The following is a 16,816-nucleotide window of genomic DNA, read 5'->3' as shown; positions in this document are numbered from 1 at the left end:
CGCGCTGACGCTGTACACCTACAAGGGTGGCAATCGCGACCAGATCGCCGTGGTGCGCTGATCCTTCGGGTCACCACAACGACACAAGGGGCGCCGCGAGGCGCCCCTTTTTTGCTTGGTGGCGCGGCGGCGGTCAAGCAGCGGTGGCGGTCGATCGATGCTGCGGCGCTCATCGCCTGCTATCGGCCAGGAGCGGTCTTGGTTCTATCGGCCCGGCAGTAGTCGCACGCGAGAGTTCAAGTTGACGAGGTCGCGGCCCCTTCGCGACACATTGCGCTGAGAGCCGAGCCTCGCTTGACCACGAACGCCATGAGCAAGGCTGGATATAGCGGACTCGCGGCCTTCTGAATCGATGGCCGTCGTGCAAGCGCTTCACGCCACCGACGCACCTTTGGCAGGTCGTCCCAGAACCCGAAGTCGGCGATGGTGTCGAACACGTCGAAGTACCGGAACACCGGCCCGAAGACCGCGTCGACGATGCTGAACGATGCGCCCGCGAAGAACGGCCCCGAGCCGAGCGCGGCCTCCAGTTGCTGAAGCCTCTCCCGGATGTCCGCTGCCCGTACCTGCAGCGTCTGCTCGTCGGGGGCGTTGTAGAAGGCCCCGATGAGGTTCAGCACGTTGGAGCCGAACTCCATCCACGAGCGGTGACGGGCTCGCTCGAGCGCATTGGCAGGGTGCAGCCGAGGCAGCGTCGTGTCGTCCAGGAATTCGCAGATGACGGCCGACTCGAAGATGGCCTCGTCGCCGACGAGCAGCACGGGCGTCTTGCCCAGCGGCGACACACGCAGGAACCAGTCGGGCTTGCGGGCCAGGTCGATATCCCGCCGCTCGAATGGCACCTCCTTCTCGGCCAGCACGATGGCCGCGCGCTGCACGTACGGACACAGCGCGTGGCTGACCAAGGTCAGTCCGGCGACGCTCATTTCATTCGCCCCAGACATAGTGCAAGACGCCGTCTTCGACGCGTGTGGGAAGCCGCATGGCCTGCTGCCCAGGAGCCGGACCACGCAGGCAGGCACCTGTGGATGCGTCGTGGCGCTGACCGTGCCAGCCGCAGACGAGTTCACCGTCCTTCCACTCCAGCGGACCACCCAGGTGAGGGCAGATTGCCAGGGTGGCACAGACTTGTCCCTCCGCCCGGTACGCAAGTGCCGGGCGGCCGAAGAAGTCCACTGTGACTGCTCCGGACTCCGGAATCTGCTCGATGGCGATCAATGCTTGCTTCATCAAAGTCTCCGATGTGGGTCAGGCAAAGCGAGGGGTGAACTTTGACGAACGCTTTAGAGCAACAGCCCCGTCACCCAGCAGCCACAGCGCAATGGAGGCGACGATCAGGAACACCGGGTATTCCCAGCCGCCGCCGGCACTGGTGTGAACCCAGCCGTTGGGCACATGCACCCAGGCAGCCACTGCCATGACGGGGACGAGGGCCAGCGCGGCCTGGCGCGCATAGATTCCCAGCAGGAGTGCGAGGCCGCCAACCAGTTCGACTGCAAAGACGGGGTACGCCAGGAAGCCGGGGAACCCGATGCTGGTGAAGAACTGTGCGGTGCCCGGCAGGGTGAAGACGAACAGCTTCAGCAGCGCGTGGGCGATCCACATGACACCGAGGCTCACGCGCAGCAGCGCGATGCCCCAGGCAGCGGAGGAGGAGGTGGCGGGAACGGAATTCATGGGACAGGGATGGAAGTGAATGACGAAGCCAATGTAGGATTGCCCCAAGGCAAACGCCATAGGCCGAAAGGAAATTGATGATTGCTCGAACGCAATACAGAATTGGGCCAGGCGACCTGGAGATGACCTTGGCCATGACGCGCACAGGGACCTTGGCGGCCGCGGGAGAGCGGCTGGGGGTCGACGCCTCGACGGTGTTTCGGGCCTTGCAGCGCATCGAACGCGGCCTGGGTCGACCGCTGTTCGAGCGAACGCGTACGGGCTACGTGCCGACTGAACTCGCCCAGGAGCTGGCCGTTCAGGCGGAATCCATCGAGAGTGCGCTTGAGGCGGCGCGCGCCACGGTGGAGTCGGCGCCGTCCCACATCTCGGGCACAGTTCGCATTACGACAACCGACACCGTCCTGCATGGTCTGGTCGCGCCAGCGCTGGCTTCCTTGCGAGAGGAGCACCCCCACCTGGCCTTCGAGCTGCACACTGGCAATGAACTGGCGAGCCTCACGCGGCGCGATGCGGACATCGCGGTTCGGGCGACAAAGCGCCCACCCGCTCACCTCGTCGGCAAGCAGATCGGGCCGATCCGCGTGGCGCTGTATGCGGCGCGCCGGGCTCGGCTTCGGAGCTTCGAGCCGGCCCAGGCGGGGAGCCTGGACTGGGTGGCGCCCGACGAAGCCCTACCCGAGCATCCTTCGGTCGTGTGGCGCAAGCGCCACTTTCCAAAGGTGGCTCCTCGATATCAGGTCGGCAGCATCCTGTCCGTGTTGGAGCTCGTAGCCTTGGGCCTGGGTGTCGGCGTGGTTCCCTTGTTCCTTGCGGAAGGTCGAAAAGATCTCGTGCGCTTGACCGACCCGCTGCCGGAGTGCGAGACGGAGCTGTGGCTGCTTACGCATCCGGATGCACGACATCTGCGCAGAGTGGGCGCCGTTTACGCGCACCTCTCCAAGGCCATTCAGCTTCCCTGATTGCTAGCTGAGCCGCAATGGTGAGGTGAGCGACCGGTCTCGATGGCCGTCTTGGATCGCTGAGGGTCGAGAACAGGCGGCCAGAGGCGCAAGGCAACCGTCTGAGTTCAGTCTCGAGTCGCCGTCCACGTCCTGGGAGCCTGCCCGGTCGAGGCGACACACGGTCGCCGCCAGCGGGTCACGATGCGTCGTTAGACGAGCCTTCGCTCATGCGAACTTGGCGACAGGGCCGCGCCACGGCCTGGCCAGATGGAGCCAGCACGGGCTTCAACGCCAGACGGCCGCCGGCTCGCGCTACTTGAGCACCTGCACGGCGGTCACCGTCATCGCACCGTTCAGGTTGTCGGCCGCGAACCTGATCTTGTCGCCCGGGTTCAGGCCCTCGAGCAGCTGGGGGTCACTGACCTTGAAGACCATGGTCATCGGGGGCATGTCCAGGTTCTTGATCGGGCCGTGCTTGAGCGTGAGCTTGCCCTGGGCCTTGTCCACCTTGCGGACTTCGCCGTCACTGGTGGGCTCCGGGGCTGCCGAGACCGCTGGCGCGGGGCGGGTCGAGGGGTCGGTGGGCGTCTGGGCTTGGGCCGGTGCCGCGGTGACAGCCAGCGTGGCGAACAGCGTGGCAACCAGGGTGGGAGCGAATGTCATGGGGACCTCCTTCAGGCCTTGGGGTAGGCCGCGAACACGGTGTCGCGCCCGCGCTTGTCGATGAGCAGCACCTGGTAGGGATCCTTCCGGGTCCCCACCTCCATGCCGGGTGAGCCCGCGGGCATGCCGGGAACGGCCAGGCCGATGGCGTCCGGCCGCTGGGCGAGCAGGCGTTTGACCTCGGTGGCCGGCACATGGCCCTCCAGCACATAGCCACCGACCAGCGCCGTGTGGCAGCTTCCGAACCGATCGGGCAGGCCGACACGGCGGCGCATGACGGCGGTGTCGTCCACCAGGGTCACCTTCACGGAAAACCCGGCGGCCTGCATGTGGTCGACCCAGGCGCCGCAGCAGCCACAGTTGGGGTTCTTGTAGACCTCGACCCGGGGCAGTGCCTGGAGCGCGCTTGCGGGCCGGGTCCAGGTTGCCGCCGCGCCGAGGGTCAGCGCCGTGAATGCACGTCGTTTCACTGGACCACCACCTTTCCGACCATGCCGGCCTCGAAATGACCCGGGATGAGGCAGGCAAACTGGTACTCGCCCGCCTGGGTGAACTGCCAGACGATGCCGCCGCTGGCGCCGGGTTTCACATGCGCCATGTTCGCGTCGGCATGCTCCATGGTCGGGAACTTCTTCATCAGCTCGGCGTGCTCCTTCAATTCCTGCGGCGTGCCCAGCACCATTTCGTGCAGCTGCCGGCCCCTGTTGGTGACGATGAACTTCACCGTCTGTCCGCGCTGGACGACGACCTCCGAGGGCGTGAAGCGCATCGCATCGCTCATCTCGAGCCTGACCGTGCGCGACACCTTCCTCGGGTCGCCCTCCCTGCCGAAGGCGCGTTCCTCGACCTGGCTGGGGTCATAGCGGTGCGTCTTCATCGGGTGGGTCTCGTCGCCGTGCGACTGCGCGCCCAGGCAGGCCAGCACCAGGCTGGCCGCGGTCAGTGTGTGGATGACCTTCATTGGTGTCCTTCAATGGTTGGCATGGCCGCTGGGCTTGCGGACCTGCAAGGTGCCCGCGTCTGACGGCGGCGCCGAGGCCCGCGGCGCGGCGGGCAGGGCGGGTGCTTCGCTGGTGTACTCGGTGGCGAGGGTTCCCGCGGGGTGCCGGTACCAGCCCGGGTCCTTGTAGTCGCCGCGTGCGAGGTCGTCGCGCACCTTCACCACGCTGAACATGCCGCCCATGCCCACCGGGCCGAACGGCCCGGTGCCGGTCATCATCGGCAGGGTGTTGTCGGGAATCGGCATCTCCATCTCGGCCATGTCGTGCATGCCGCGCTCGCCCATCACCATGTAGTCGGGCACCAGGTTGGAGATCTTCCTGGCGATGTCGCGGTGGTCCACGCCGATCATGGTGGGCACGCCGTGGCCCATCGCGTTCATCGTGTGGTGGCTCTTGTGGCAGTGGATGGCCCAGTCGCCGGCCACCGCGTCGAACTCGATCGCACGCATCTGGCCGACGCCAATGTCGGTCGTCACCTCGGGCCAGCGGGCCGACTTGGGCACCCAGCCGCCATCGGTGCCGGTGACCTCGAAATGCGGGCCGTGCATGTGGATGGGGTGGTTGGTCATCGTCAGGTTGCCCACGCGGATGCGCACACGGTCGCCGGTGCGGGCCACGAACGGATCGATGCCGGGGAAGGCGCGGCTGTTCCAGGTCCAGAGGTTGAAGTCGAGCATCGTGTTGACCTGGGGGGTCGCACTGCCGGGCGCGATGTCGTAGGCGTTCAGGATGAAGCCGAAGTCGCGGTCGACCTTGAACTGGCGCGGGTCCTTGGGGTGCACGATGAACAGGCCCATCATGCCCATGGCCATCTGCACCATCTCGTCAGCGTGGGGGTGGTACATGAAGGTGCCGGCGCGCTGCAGCACGAACTCGTACACGAAGGTCTTGCCGACCTGGATGGGCGGCTGGGTCAGGCCGGACACGCCGTCCATGCCCGAGGGCAGCAGGATGCCGTGCCAGTGCACCGAGGTGACCTCCGGCAGCTTGTTGGTGACGAAGATGCGGATGCGGTCGCCCTCCACGGCTTCGATGGTCGGGCCGGGGCTGGAGCCGTTGTAGCCCCAGAGATTGGCCGTCATGCCGGGGGCGATCTCGCGCACCACGGGTTCGGCCACCAGGTGGAACTCCTTGACGCCGTCCTTCACGCGCCATGGCAGGGACCAGCCGTTGAGCGTGACGATGGGCTGGTAGGGCCGACCGTTGGGTGGTGGCGGCGGCAACTGGGTGGCGGCCGAGGTCTGGACGACCGCCTCGGGCAGCAGCGCCGCCCCGGCGCGGCTGACGGCGGCGGCACCCAGGAAGGTGGCGCCAGCGGCCTTGAAGAAGGTTCTGCGGTTGCTCATGGTGGTGTCGGGGGTCAGTGGCCGCCAGCCGGGCTGGCTGCGGCTGTGCGGGCGGCGCCCGGCGCGCTGGGCGTGCCGGGCGAGCCGCTGGTCAGGGCGGTCTGCAGGTGGGTCTGGGCCACCCAGAAGTCGCGCAGCGACTCCACGGCGCCCACGACGCCGGCGATCTGGTCCTTGGCATCGGCCAGCAGATCGAAGACGCTGGTCAGCATGCCGTTGTAGCGCAGCAGGTTCTCCTCGGAGATGCGCTTGCGCAGGGGCACCACCTCGTCCCGGTAGTGCCTGGCCAGGTCGTAGGCCGTGCGGTAGGCCGAATAGGACTCGCGCACTTCGGACTGGGCCTGCACCGCGATGGCCGCCGTGCGGTTCAGCGCCTGCAGGTAGATCGCCTCGGTGCGGGCCACGCGGGCCGAACCGAAGTCGAACAGCGGCAGCGCCAGCTCGATCTCGTAGCCGTTGGTGCGCCGCTCACCCGTGGCGCTGGCGTTGGCGTAGCCGGCATGCAGCACATTGACGAAGCGCGTGGCCTGGGACAGGCCCAGCGACCGGGCGGTGGCCTCGGCCGAGCGTTTGGCCAGCCGCACGTCGAGCCGTTGGTCCATCGCCGTCTGCTCGGCGTCTCGCGGCTCGAGCGGCACCGCCGGCAGGTCCGGCAGGCGCTCCGGCAACTGGATGCCCAGCTGGTCGCGGGTCAGGCCCAGGGCGCGGACCAGGCGTTCCTTCGCGGCCACGGCCTGGTGCTGCGTGCGTGCCAGGTTGGCGGTGGCGTCGGCGTAGAACGACTGTTCGCGCATCTGGGCCAGCCGGCTGAAGTTGCCCGCGGCCACCATGCGACGGGCCAGTTCGTTCGAGGTCTCCGCGGCCTCCTTGACCTGGCCGAAGTAGCCCACCAGCTGCTGCGCCGCGACGGCTTCGAAGTAGGCCTGGCGAGCCGCCTGGGCCACGGCCACGGTGTCGAGCGCCGCCTGTATCTGGGCCTGCTCGAAGCGCCGCTGTTCGACCTGGCGTGCCACGGGCATCGTGAAGAGTCCCAGCACATCGAACAGCACCGCCCGGTCGATGTCGACCGACCCACGGCCGCTCTGGCGCCCGAAGCTGAACGAGGGATTGGCCCATCGGCCTGCCCGGACCAGGTCGGCCTCGGCCACGCCCAGCTCCGCATAGCTGGCCTGCAGCGCGGCGTTGTTCAGCAGTGCCAGCTCGACGGCGCTGTCGGCTGTCAGCGGCTGCTTGACCAACTGGGCCACGCGTGCCGCGGCGGCCGATTGCGCGTCGGCGCTGCGTTGCAGCGACGGCGACTGCCCGATGCGCTCCCTGGCCAGTGCATCGACCTCATTGAACCCACCGTCCGGCGAGAACGATGCGCAGCCGGCCAGCAGCAGGCTGGCGGCAGCCACCGCGGTGAGGCGCATCATGGCCGGCCTCCGTGCATCTGGTCGTGACCGCCGCGGTGCATGTGGTGCGGCATGGCCTTGGGGGCCGCAGAGGGCATGGGCATCGCCGGTCTGGCTGGCGAGGCCATGCTGGAAGCGGGCGCGGCGGCCGGCGGGGCGGCGGACTTCAGGGCGGCCGTGCCCACAGTCTCGTTCAGGCGGCGCCAGTCACCCGGCTCGATGTCGCGGTAGGCCTGGTAGTTCGTGAACGCGGTGGGGGTGGGCAGGGTGCCCGGTTCGGTGCGCTGGAGCGCCTGCCCAATGGCCAGCATCGGCATGCTGGCGAGCAGGGGCGCCACCCAGCGGGTGACGGATGTCTTCATGGCGTGAACGCATCTGGCGGCCGGGGCATGGCGCCCGGCCAGACAACCCGTCCGGCAGGCGGACGGGTCCCGACGGGCCTGCTGGCGCAGGCCGGGTGGGGTCAGAGGGTTCGGGGTGGCCGGTCCTGGCCGTCAAGCTGGAAATCCAGCGCGGGCAAGGACAGGCTGGGGAACAGGGTCCGCGCCACCGGCGTGGCGACCCAGGGGGACGGGAAGGCCGTCAGCAGCGCCGCCACGCCACAGCCACTGGCGCAGATGTGGCAGGTGTCGCTCGTGGTGCTGTCAGTTGCATCGGTCGCTGCGTGCTCCGGTGCACCGTGGGCGTGATGGTCGGCATGGGCCTGCGCATCGCCGTGGTGATGACCGACCGCGGGGTCCGCGTCATCCAGGTGAAGGGCCTGATGCACGTGCGCGGTCGAGGCAGGCCGTTGGCCCGCCCCGCCCATCTCCGCGCACACCATGGTGACCGCCACCGCACCCCGGATGGGGAGCAGCAGGGCCACCAGCAGCAGCACGAGGACGCGAATCGACTTCACAAGGACACGGGCCAGAGCAAAACAGGGGAACGGCGCAGAACCTCAAGCATAAACCCTCCTGCATTGGGACGGTCAAGTCGACCCGATGGGGCACCGATGGCCGCCGTGGTCAAGGCCGGCGCGCTGCCGCTGTACACCGACAGCGCTGGCAAGCGCGACAAGATCGCGGTGGTGCGCTGATCCTTCGCGTCATCACATTGACACCAGGGGCGTCGCGAGGCGCCCCTTCCTGGGTGGTCAGAACGTGGCCCAGTCCTTGTCCGCCGAGGCGACCGCGGCCGGTTCGGCCGGCTTGGTCGGCGGGATCCGGGCGGCTGTGGCGCGAAGCGCAGCCGGGCGAGTCACCGGCGCGCGCGCGGCGCTCGAGTTGACCGCGGGCGGCGCCACGTCGTGCGCCAGCTTGAACACCGACACCGTCTCCACCAACTGCTGCGCCTGCGTCTTCAGGCTCTCCGCGGCGGCGGCGCTTTCCTCGACCAGCGCGGCGTTCTGCTGCGTGGCCTGGTCCATCTGGCCCACGGCATTGCCCACCTGGGCGATGCCCGAGCTCTGCTCCACGCTGGCCGACGAGATCTCGGCGACGATGTCGCTGACACGGCGGATCGAGCCGACGATCTCGTCCATCGTCTTGCCGGCCCGGTCCACCAGCACCGTGCCTTGCTCGACCTGCTCGACGCTGCGGCCGATCAGGCTCTTGATCTCCTTGGCCGCCTCGGCGCTGCGCTGGGCCAGCGAGCGCACCTCGCTGGCCACCACCGCGAAGCCTCGGCCCTCCTCGCCGGCGCGGGCGGCTTCCACCGCGGCGTTCAGCGCCAGGATATTGGTCTGGAAGGCGATGCCGTCGATCACACCGATGATGTCGCCGATCTGGCGGCTGCTGTCGCTGATGCCCTGCATCGTGGTGACCACCCGGCCGACCACCTCGCCCCCCTGGGCGGCGATGCCGGAGGCGCCCTGTGCCAGCTGGTTGGCCTGCCGGGCGCTCTCGGCGTTGTTGCGCACCGTGGAGCTGAGCTCTTCCATCGTGGCCGCGGTCTGCTGCAGCGCGCTGGCCTGTTCCTCGGTGCGCTGGCTCAGGTCGGCATTGCCCTGGGCGAACTGCGCGCTGGCGGTGGCCACGCTCTCGGCGTTGGCGCGCACGCCGGACACCACCGTCGACAGGTTGCCCTGCATGCGCGCCAGGGCTTTCAGCACCTGCGCAGCCTCGTCATGGCCGTCAGCCTGGATCGGCTGGCTGAAGTCGCCTGCCGCCACGCGATCGGCCGCCTGGACGGCATGCGCCAGCGGAGCGGCGATCGAACGCACCAGCCACAGGCCGGACACCGCCGCCGCGCCCAACGCCATCAGCACCCCCAGCGCCAGCGACAAGCGGGCCTCGGCATAGGCCTTCTCAGCCCTGGCGCTTTCGTCGGCAGCGCCCTGGTTGTTCAGTTCGACCAGTTTCATCAGCGTGTCGCCGGAACGGTCAAAGATCTGTTGACTGTCGGTCTCGAGCATCCGGCGGGCGGCGTCGGTCTCGTTCCGGCGTGAGGTGGCGATCAGCGTCTCGTGCATCGCCTGGTAGGCCTTCCAGTCGGCAGCGAAGCTGTCGTAGAGCTTCTGCTCCTCGGCGCTGCTGATCAGTGGCACATAGGCGTCGCGGTTCTTGTCGAAGTCGGCCTTGATGGCGGCGATCTCCTTCTCGATGCGCGCCATCTCGGCGTCGTCGGTGCTCAGCACATGCCGGACCTCGGCCAGGCGGAAGTCCGAGGTGAGGGTGTTCATCGCATTCACCCGCTTGACACTGGGCAGCCAGTTGTCGGTGATCTCGTGGGTGGAGGCGCGCATCGCGCTCATCTGCCACAGCGCCAGGCCCGACAGTGCCATGACGAGGACCACCAGCAGCGCAAAGGCCGCGGTCAGGCGCGTCGTGATCTTCAGCTTGTTCAACATTCGTGTCTCCAGCGCCTGGCGTTGCCCACGGCGAATCACCCCGCCCGCGGCAAAACGGGCGAGGAGGGGCTTTGTCCGATGAATCCGGCCTTATCGGCCGCCGGAGGCCGGAGTTGAGGCCCTGGTACCGGGCCTTCTTCACGGTTCGCCGCGCCGATGCTTTGGGTGCCAGCGGTGGCGCCGCTGATCGCGTCCTGCAGCTGTTCCAGCGCCTGCACCACGCGCGCCGCGGCATCGTGGTGCAGGTCGTGGCCGGCGTGCGGCAGCGTCTCAGTCGGCACGGCCAAAGGGGTCCGGCCCATCCCTGCGCAGGCGTGACAACACCCGCCGATGGTCGGCCGACTCCACCGTGCTGAAACGGCCGGAGAACAGCAGCCGGGCCGACAGCCCGGCCGTCGGTGCGCTCAGTGCCCGGTCAGCGACACCGGCAACCGGATCCGCAGGAACTCGGTGTCATCGGCCGTCAGCGCGCGGCCACCGCCGTAAGGGAAGTTGTTGTCGTTGGCCACCAGCAGCGTGCGCTCGTCGATCACCGTGACGTTCTCGATCGTCACGTAGGGCAGCGTGAAGACCTGGCTGCCGTCGCCGTTCAGGTCATGCGGGTCGGCCAGGTTCATCAGGTCGACCAGCTCGGTCTTCTGGACAACACCGCCCGGCGCCACGCCCGCCAGGTCCACCAGGAAGAGCTTCTTGAACGGCGTGCCGCCGCTGGTGGCGGTGGCGCCGTTGCGCTCGATGACGATGAAGCGCTGGTCATCGATGGCCACCATGTCGCCGATGTTGGTGCCCGCGGCTTCCAGCACGTAGTGGTAGCGCACGCCGGTGTAGGCCTCGGTGGCCAGATCGAACTGGTCGATGCGCAGCGTCTTGGCCGCGTCACCCGCCACGGTCTTCTCCAGCAGCGTGTACAGCTGCGTGCCGCTGGCGTTCAGCGCCAGGCCCTCAAAGCCGCCGCTGGCCGGCAGGTTGGCGCTGGCGTGGCCGCTGAGCACCTCGTTGTTCTCAGGTGCGTAAACACCCGGCAGCGGAATGGGCGCGCGCAGCAGTGTGCCCTGGGCGTCGGTCTTCAGCAGGTAGGGCCCGAACTCGTCGCCCAGCCAGTAGTTCCCGTGGCTGTCCCGGCGGATGGATTCGATGTCGAAATCGGCACCGGTCAGCAGCCGGCGCTCGCGCACCGTGGCATCCACCGCCGGCTTGTTCGGGTCGTTGTAGTAGTGCTCGAAGTCGGCCTGGATGGCCCAGGGCACCTGGTGCTGGGCGTCATTGAATGACAGGCGGGTGCTGGCATCAAAGGCCTCGCGCGGGCGGCCCGTGACCAGATCCGCCGGGCGCGCTGTGCCGCTGCCGCCGCGCGCCGTCTTCCAGTCGATCTTCAGCGTGTAGGCCCGCAGCACCGCATCGGCCGAGTTGGCCCTGGCGCCAAAGCCGTTGTCCACCAGGAACAGGAAGCTGTTGCGGCGCGGTCCCGGCAACACGCCCGAGAAGCCCTGCACCGGCTGCTGCCCCAGATAGGGCGGCAGGTACGTGCCATAGGGGTTGGGCGCCGCAAACTGGCCCGAGGTGGGGCCATCGGCAAAGGTGGCGGCGGGCATCAGCGCCCAGCCGGTCAAGGTCTGCGCCTGCGCGCCGCAGGCCAGCAGCATCGCGGCGGCCCATGCACATGTCCTGATCTTCATGTCCTGCTCCTCAAGGCGTTGGTGACGACGCTGGGCATCGTCGCGGGGGAGCGTGTCGGGGGCGTGACGGCCGGGGTCAGCCGCAGGGTGGGCTGTTGGCGCCAGGATCCGCCGAGCGCGCAGGCTGTGTCCACCCTGGTCGTGCTCACGCCTGCACGCGCTGCGGGTGGGCTGCGTACACTCGGCCCGCTTGCCGTCCTGCAAGCGCCTTGAATCAGGAACCGCTGATGACCCCAGGTGGCCGTGTCATGTTGTTGTCGGCATGCATCACCGCCTGGGCGGGGGCGGTGCAGGCGCAGGCTTCGTCCACGGCGCCGCCGATCACCCGGGCCCGCCTGTGGCAGGTGGTGAACACGGCCCAGGCCCAAGGCTTCGCGGGCGAGGTGCTGGTGGCCGATGCCGACAGCGTGTGGTTCGAGCAGGCTGTGGGACTGGCCCGGCGCCAACCCGACGTGGCGCACCAGCCTGGCGCGGTGTGGCGCTGGGGGTCGGTGAGCAAGCAGGTGACGGTGACCCTGGCCATGCAACAGGTGGATGCCGGTCGGCTGGCGCTGGACGACACGCTCGCCAGGCGCTGGCCGGCGTTCCAGGCGCCGGGGGCCGCGCAGATCACCGTGCGGCACCTGATGCAGCACACCTCCGGCCTGGCGCACACCGACGACAGCCCCCGGGACGCCGATGGCGTCTGGTCCTTCTACCGCCGCAAGGGCCCACCCTGGCAGCCCGAAGCGCTGCGCTTCTGCGCCGGGCCGGCGAAGGCCGTGCCGGGCGAGCGCTTCCTCTACGGCGACTGCGACACGCTGGTGTTGGCCGGTCTGCTCGAACAGGTCACCGGGCAGCCCCTGCGTCAGCTCCTCCAGCAGCGCCTGGCCAAGCCCCTGGGCCTGGCCAGCCTTCGGCTGAACGAGGGCCGGACGCGGGCGATGGCGGTGGCCATGGATGCCAAGGGCCAACCAGTACCGCAACCGGTGATGGCCACCTACGGCGCCGCCGGCGCAATGGAAGGCACGGCGCGCGACCTGCTGACCTTCAACCGCGCCCTGTTGGCCGGGCGCCTGGTCAGCGCGTCATCGCGCCAGGCGATGTGGACCGGTGAGCCGAAGTGGGGCTATGCCGGCCTGGGGGTGTGGGCCTTCGCCGCGCCGATCGCCGGCTGTGCCGAGCCGCTGGACCTGGTGGAGCGCCGCGGCTATGTCGGGGGCATCCAGGCGCGCAACATCATCGTGCCGGCGCGCGGCATCTCGGTCGTGGTGTTCAGCAACCAGGCCGACTTCGACTTCGGCGAGATCTGGCAGGGCAAGGGCCTGTCGCATGACGTGCTGGCCGCGGCGCTGTGTGCGTCCGCGCAGGGCGCCGGGTGACGCGCCAGGCCCCAGCCCCCTGATCAGGCTAGGGCGTCAGCCTGAGCGCCTGCTTCACATGTGCCGCGACATCCTCTTCGCTGAGGTACTCCGTTCGCACATCCCCCCGCAACCACATCTCCGCCTGATCGCGGTAATGCGGGTCGCCCCACACGCCGCTCTGGCCCACGGGGTTGCTGCCCTGGGCCTGGTCGGGGTGGGCGAAGTCGATGACGCGGCGGGTGCTGGGGCCGTAGGTCACGGCCCAGGGGGCCGGGCCGAAGGGCTGGGCCAGGTTGTTGGGGACCTCGCGGCTGCCGGGGGCGGGCCAGGGGCCGATGTTGAAAACCTTGTCCAGCGGGGCCTGGCGGCCCAACGGGTGCACATGCGTGATGGTGTGGGCGCGGCCCCAGGTCCAGGTGGCGGGGTCGGCGCCGTACAGGCCGCGCAGGTGCTGCAGCGCGGCCTGCCAGGCGGCGGCCACGATGGTGGCGCGGGTCTCTTTCTTGTCGGCGGTGTCGCGCCGGTCCCACCAGGGTGAGGCGGGGTCGGCCAGCAGGCGGGGCAGGGCCTGTTCGATGGCGCGGGTGCGGCGCAAGGCCTCCACGCCGCTGCTGCCCGGTTCATCGCCCAGCTCGTCGCCCATCGCCTGGCGGGTCAGCTCGTTGAGCCATTGCCAGAACAGCGTGGGCTCGATCTGGTCGATGCGGTGGTCGCCCTTCCAGGCGGCGAGCTGGTCGATCAGGCGGCGTTCCTCGTCGTTGGCGGCGGCGGCGCGCAGCTCGGCCAGCACCGGCGCCAGGGTGCGCGGGCCGAAGTTCGTCTGCACGTCCAGCTGCAGCGCACGGGCGCGCTCCACGGTCCAGCCGCTGGGGGTGGCCTGCAGCTGCTGCTGCAGGCGCAGTGCGCGGTCCCAGGGGTTGTAGTAGCCGGGCACGGGCTCGGCGCTGGCGGGCTGGTGGTTGGCCGACATGATCCAGCCGCGTGCGGGGTTCTCCTCCTGCGGGTTGCGCTCGAAGGGCAGCCAGCCGGGCTTGTCGGCCTCCGCCGTGCGGCCGTCCAGCAGGAAGCTGGGGTGTACGCCGGCGGGGCGCTGCGGCAGGCGGGCGGCGGCCCACCAGGCGATGTCGCCGCTGGCGTTGGCCCACAGCACGTTCAGGCCGGGGGCGTGGATGCCCTTCACCGCGTTGCGCGCGGCGGCCAGGGTGTCGGCGCGGTTCAGTTGGTAGAAGGCTTCCAGCACCGGGTTGTCGCTGTCCATCAGCGTCCACCACATCGCGATGGGGGTGGGACCGGCGTCGGGGCCCAGCACGGTGTTGATGATGGCGCCGTGGGGCGAGCGCTGCAGCACGATGCGCTCGGCCGGCGCGCCCTTCACGGCGATGGCTTCTTCGCGCTGGGTCAGCGGCACCCACTGGCCCTTGATCAGCACCTGGCCGGGGTGGTCGGCGTCGGTGTGCTCGGCCACCAGGTCGATGTCGTCGTTCTGGAACATCGTCAGGCTCCAGCCGAAGCGCTGGTTGTGGCCCAGCAGCGCGGCGGGGCTGAGCGCCTGGAAGTGGCCGTAGAGCTCGAAGCCCGGCGCCTTCAGGTGCGCCTCGTACCAGACGGCCGGCGCGGCGAAGCTGATGTGCGGATCACCGGCCAGCAGCGGCTTGCCGCTGGCGGTGCGTGCGCCCGACAGCACCCAGGCGTTGCTGCCTTCCAGCAGCGGCAGCGCGGCCTGCTGCACGGCGTCCTGGCTCAGCAGGGCCAGCTTGGTCAGGCCCTGCCAGTCGGCCTGGGTGAGGCGCGCGCCGTGGTCGGCCGCGCCTTCGGGGTGCCAGTCCAGATCAAAGATCTTCAGGTAGTCGGGGCCCAGCTGGTCGCGGATGCGGCTGAGGATGGGCTCGGTGCGGAACGCGGCGGCAAAGCTGTAGGCCATGTAGCCGGCCACCGCGTAGGTGTCGGCGGGGGTGAAGTCGCGCCGCGGGATGCCCAGCAGCACGAACTCCAGCGGCAGCGGCCGCGTGGCCTGGTACTGGTTGATGCCGTCCAGGTAGGCGCGCAGCGCCTGGTTGGCGGGGCGGCTCATGTCCAGCGCGGCGGTCTGCTCGTCGGCGCGCTGGCGCAGGCCCAGGGTGCGGAACAGGCGGTCGGTGGGCAGCAGCTTGGGGCCCAGGATCTCGGCCAGCTCGCCACGCGCCAGGCGGCGCATCATCTCCATCTGGAACAGCCGGTCCTGGGCGTGCACCCAGCCCAGCGCGCGGTACAGGTCGGCCTCGTTGGCGGCCTGGAGGTGGGGCACGCCCCACTCGTCGTAGCGCACCGTGACCTCGGCGCTCAGGCCGCTCAGCGGCAGCGTGCCCTCGCGCTGCGGCAGGCGCTGCAGCATGAACCACACGGCAAACGCCACGGCCAGCACGATCAGGAACAGCAGGCCCAGCAGGCCGCGCCACAGCAACTTCTTCATGGCTTGTCGGGGGTGGGGAAGTCGGGGAAGAGCTGACGCCAGCCGTCCAGGCCCAGGCGCTCCAGCGTCTCGATGTTGCGCTCGTAGATGGCCTCGGCCTCGGGGAAGGCGGCCACGGCGCGGTCGATGCTGCTCTCGCGGATCAGGTGCAGCATCGGCCAGGGCGAGCGGTTGGTGTAGTTGGTGATGTCGTCGGCGTCGGTGCCGGCGAACTGGAACCGCGGGTGGAAGCTGGCGATCTGCAGCGTGCCCTCCAGGCCCAGCTGGCGCAGCGCCATGTCGGCCACATCCAGGAAGTCGTTGAAGTCCAGGAAATCGCTCAGCACGCGCGGATGCACCAGCAGCGTGGTGTCGGTCTGCTCGGGGTCCACCGTGGCCAGGTGCTGCAGCTCGGCCAGCAGCTCGGTCAGCAGGGTGTCGGTGTCTGTCGCGTCGGAGATCACGGTGCGCACCTGGCCCTTGACGCGCACGCTCTTGGCGAAGGGGCACAGGTTCAGGCCGATCACGGCCTGGTCCAGCCAGTCCAGGGTCTGGGTACGCACCAGTTCAGGGTCAGGCGGGGTCATCAGGCGGATGGTACGTTCGTCCAGCGGGCCCAGGTGGTGGCGTCCAGCAGCGTCTTGCGGGCGTGGCTGCCCCAGGGCTCGCCACGGCGCAGTGCAGCGGCGAATCCCGGGCCATCAACGATCCAGCTGCCGCCCAGTGCGGTCACGCCGGCGGCGAACAGCGGCGCCGGCCACAGGCCCGCGCCGGGGCCGATCAGCGCCACCTGCTGCGCGCCGTGGCAGGCGGCCAGCACGCCCTCCAGGCTGTGGTTGAGCAGCGTGGTGCTGGTGGCCAGCACCTTGGTGCAGCCGGCCAGCTCGGCGGGGTCCAGCGTCACGCGCACGCCGTCGGCCTCGCCCACCAGGTCGGCGCGCAGCTCCAGCACGGTCAGCCGCGCGCCGCGGGCGGTCACCTGTTTCAGCAGCGGCGGGAAGTAACCCACCATGCCGATGGACTCGCCGGGCTGCGGGTCCAGGCCGGCGATGGAGTCGGGGGCCTCGGGTGGCACCCAGCCGTGGCGGTCGAACAGGTGGCGGGTGAGGGCGTTGACGGCGGCAAAGCCCAGCGTGCGGGCGGCGCCGCCGCGTTCCACCCACCAGTGGGCGATGGTGAGCGGATCGGCCCCGGCCAGGCCCTCGCCGGCCTCACCGCCGGCCAGCCGGGCCAGCGCATCGTCCAGCAGCAGGTAGGCCAGGCCCAGCGAGCCGTCGACCAGCTCCAGCGCGCCGAATTCGCCATCCTTGCTGCCGCTCCAGGGGGTGGGCGGCAGGTGCAGGGCGCGCACCGGCGGACGGGGGCCGGGGCCCAGGGCCTGCGCCAGGGCGTCGACAATGCGGTGGGCCAGGGTGTTCATGGCGGCACATCGTAGTCCCTCTTGAAACCCGGCCAGGCGGCCCCACATGCGCCCCGCACGGCGCGTCAGGCGCCCGCCCCACCTTCTCTCCACA

Annotated in this window: 18 protein-coding genes; 2 read left to right on the top strand and 16 right to left on the bottom strand. The window is 69.6% G+C overall.

Annotated elements, in window-relative coordinates:
- Nucleotides 1–236: 236 nt before the first annotated feature.
- From KAK03_RS17990 to KAK03_RS17980, 3 genes are read right to left on the bottom strand one after another with little or no spacing between them, the layout of a single operon-like run.
- Entirely contained in the window at nt 237–926 is a 690-nt protein-coding gene (locus KAK03_RS17990; RefSeq protein WP_210855916.1) for a glutathione S-transferase family protein, read from the bottom strand.
- Nucleotide 927: 1 nt separating this feature from the next.
- Nucleotides 928–1,230: a Rieske (2Fe-2S) protein gene (locus KAK03_RS17985; RefSeq protein ID WP_210855914.1), complete on the bottom strand. Its 303-nt coding sequence runs from the start codon at nt 1,228–1,230 to the stop codon at nt 928–930.
- 18 nt (nt 1,231–1,248) lie between these two features.
- The gene (locus tag KAK03_RS17980; RefSeq protein ID WP_210855912.1) at nt 1,249–1,677 is read right to left on the bottom strand and encodes a DoxX family protein; all 429 of its coding nucleotides are present in this window, start codon (nt 1,675–1,677) and stop codon (nt 1,249–1,251) included.
- A gap of 77 nt (nt 1,678–1,754) precedes the next feature.
- Here KAK03_RS17980 and KAK03_RS17975 point away from each other — a divergent pair, with 77 nt between their 5' ends.
- On the top strand, nt 1,755–2,639 hold the full coding sequence (locus KAK03_RS17975) for a LysR family transcriptional regulator (RefSeq protein WP_210855911.1): 885 nt from the start codon (nt 1,755–1,757) through the stop codon (nt 2,637–2,639).
- 294 nt (nt 2,640–2,933) lie between these two features.
- On the opposite strand, the gene KAK03_RS17970 is transcribed toward KAK03_RS17975, so the two are convergent.
- From KAK03_RS17970 to KAK03_RS17925, 10 genes are all read right to left on the bottom strand, one after another.
- Nucleotides 2,934–3,284, bottom strand: coding sequence for a copper-binding protein (locus tag KAK03_RS17970; protein WP_210855909.1), 351 nt, complete (start codon nt 3,282–3,284; stop codon nt 2,934–2,936).
- 11 nt (nt 3,285–3,295) lie between these two features.
- On the bottom strand, nt 3,296–3,754 hold the full coding sequence (locus tag KAK03_RS17965) for a DUF411 domain-containing protein (protein WP_210855907.1): 459 nt from the start codon (nt 3,752–3,754) through the stop codon (nt 3,296–3,298).
- Nucleotides 3,751–4,245, bottom strand: a complete 495-nt coding sequence (locus tag KAK03_RS17960; RefSeq protein ID WP_210855905.1) for a cupredoxin domain-containing protein — start codon at nt 4,243–4,245, stop codon at nt 3,751–3,753. Before KAK03_RS17960 ends, KAK03_RS17965 begins: the two co-directional genes overlap by 4 nt.
- Before the next feature lie 9 nt (nt 4,246–4,254).
- On the bottom strand, nt 4,255–5,631 hold the full coding sequence (locus tag KAK03_RS17955; RefSeq protein ID WP_210855903.1) for a multicopper oxidase family protein: 1,377 nt from the start codon (nt 5,629–5,631) through the stop codon (nt 4,255–4,257).
- 14 nt (nt 5,632–5,645) lie between these two features.
- Nucleotides 5,646–7,046: a TolC family protein gene (locus KAK03_RS17950; protein WP_210855902.1), complete on the bottom strand. Its 1,401-nt coding sequence runs from the start codon at nt 7,044–7,046 to the stop codon at nt 5,646–5,648.
- Nucleotides 7,043–7,387 carry a hypothetical protein gene (locus tag KAK03_RS17945; protein ID WP_210855899.1) on the bottom strand — a complete coding sequence of 115 codons (345 nt, stop codon included), beginning with the start codon at nt 7,385–7,387 and terminating at the stop codon, nt 7,043–7,045. Before KAK03_RS17945 ends, KAK03_RS17950 begins: the two co-directional genes overlap by 4 nt.
- Before the next feature lie 101 nt (nt 7,388–7,488).
- Complete coding sequence (locus KAK03_RS17940) at nt 7,489–7,923, bottom strand: hypothetical protein (RefSeq protein WP_210855898.1); 435 nt, start codon at nt 7,921–7,923, stop codon at nt 7,489–7,491.
- A gap of 237 nt (nt 7,924–8,160) precedes the next feature.
- On the bottom strand, nt 8,161–9,855 hold the full coding sequence (locus tag KAK03_RS25450) for a methyl-accepting chemotaxis protein (RefSeq protein ID WP_210855896.1): 1,695 nt from the start codon (nt 9,853–9,855) through the stop codon (nt 8,161–8,163).
- Nucleotides 9,856–9,890: 35 nt separating this feature from the next.
- Entirely contained in the window at nt 9,891–10,136 is a 246-nt protein-coding gene (locus tag KAK03_RS17930; protein ID WP_210855894.1) for a hypothetical protein, read from the bottom strand.
- Between the two features lie 123 nt (nt 10,137–10,259).
- The gene (locus KAK03_RS17925) at nt 10,260–11,531 is read right to left on the bottom strand and encodes an esterase-like activity of phytase family protein (protein WP_210855892.1); all 1,272 of its coding nucleotides are present in this window, start codon (nt 11,529–11,531) and stop codon (nt 10,260–10,262) included.
- 248 nt (nt 11,532–11,779) lie between these two features.
- Here KAK03_RS17925 and KAK03_RS17920 point away from each other — a divergent pair, with 248 nt between their 5' ends.
- On the top strand, nt 11,780–12,892 hold the full coding sequence (locus tag KAK03_RS17920) for a serine hydrolase domain-containing protein (RefSeq protein ID WP_210855891.1): 1,113 nt from the start codon (nt 11,780–11,782) through the stop codon (nt 12,890–12,892).
- 28 nt (nt 12,893–12,920) lie between these two features.
- On the opposite strand, the gene KAK03_RS17915 is transcribed toward KAK03_RS17920, so the two are convergent.
- From KAK03_RS17915 to KAK03_RS17905, 3 genes are read right to left on the bottom strand one after another with little or no spacing between them, the layout of a single operon-like run.
- Nucleotides 12,921–15,323 carry a penicillin acylase family protein gene (locus KAK03_RS17915; RefSeq protein WP_210855889.1) on the bottom strand — a complete coding sequence of 801 codons (2,403 nt, stop codon included), beginning with the start codon at nt 15,321–15,323 and terminating at the stop codon, nt 12,921–12,923.
- Entirely contained in the window at nt 15,320–15,889 is a 570-nt protein-coding gene (locus tag KAK03_RS17910; protein ID WP_210855887.1) for a DUF1415 domain-containing protein, read from the bottom strand. Before KAK03_RS17910 ends, KAK03_RS17915 begins: the two co-directional genes overlap by 4 nt.
- Nucleotides 15,889–16,722 carry a Rossmann-like domain-containing protein gene (locus tag KAK03_RS17905; protein WP_210855885.1) on the bottom strand — a complete coding sequence of 278 codons (834 nt, stop codon included), beginning with the start codon at nt 16,720–16,722 and terminating at the stop codon, nt 15,889–15,891. Before KAK03_RS17905 ends, KAK03_RS17910 begins: the two co-directional genes overlap by 1 nt.
- Nucleotides 16,723–16,816: the final 94 nt, after the last annotated feature.

It is taken from the genome of Ideonella alba (assembly GCF_018069845.1).
In the GTDB taxonomy this organism is placed as follows: Bacteria; Pseudomonadota; Gammaproteobacteria; order Burkholderiales; family Burkholderiaceae_C; genus Ideonella; species Ideonella alba.
The sequence above is the reverse complement of the archived record's forward strand: the minus strand, read 5'-3'. Positions and strand labels throughout refer to the sequence as shown.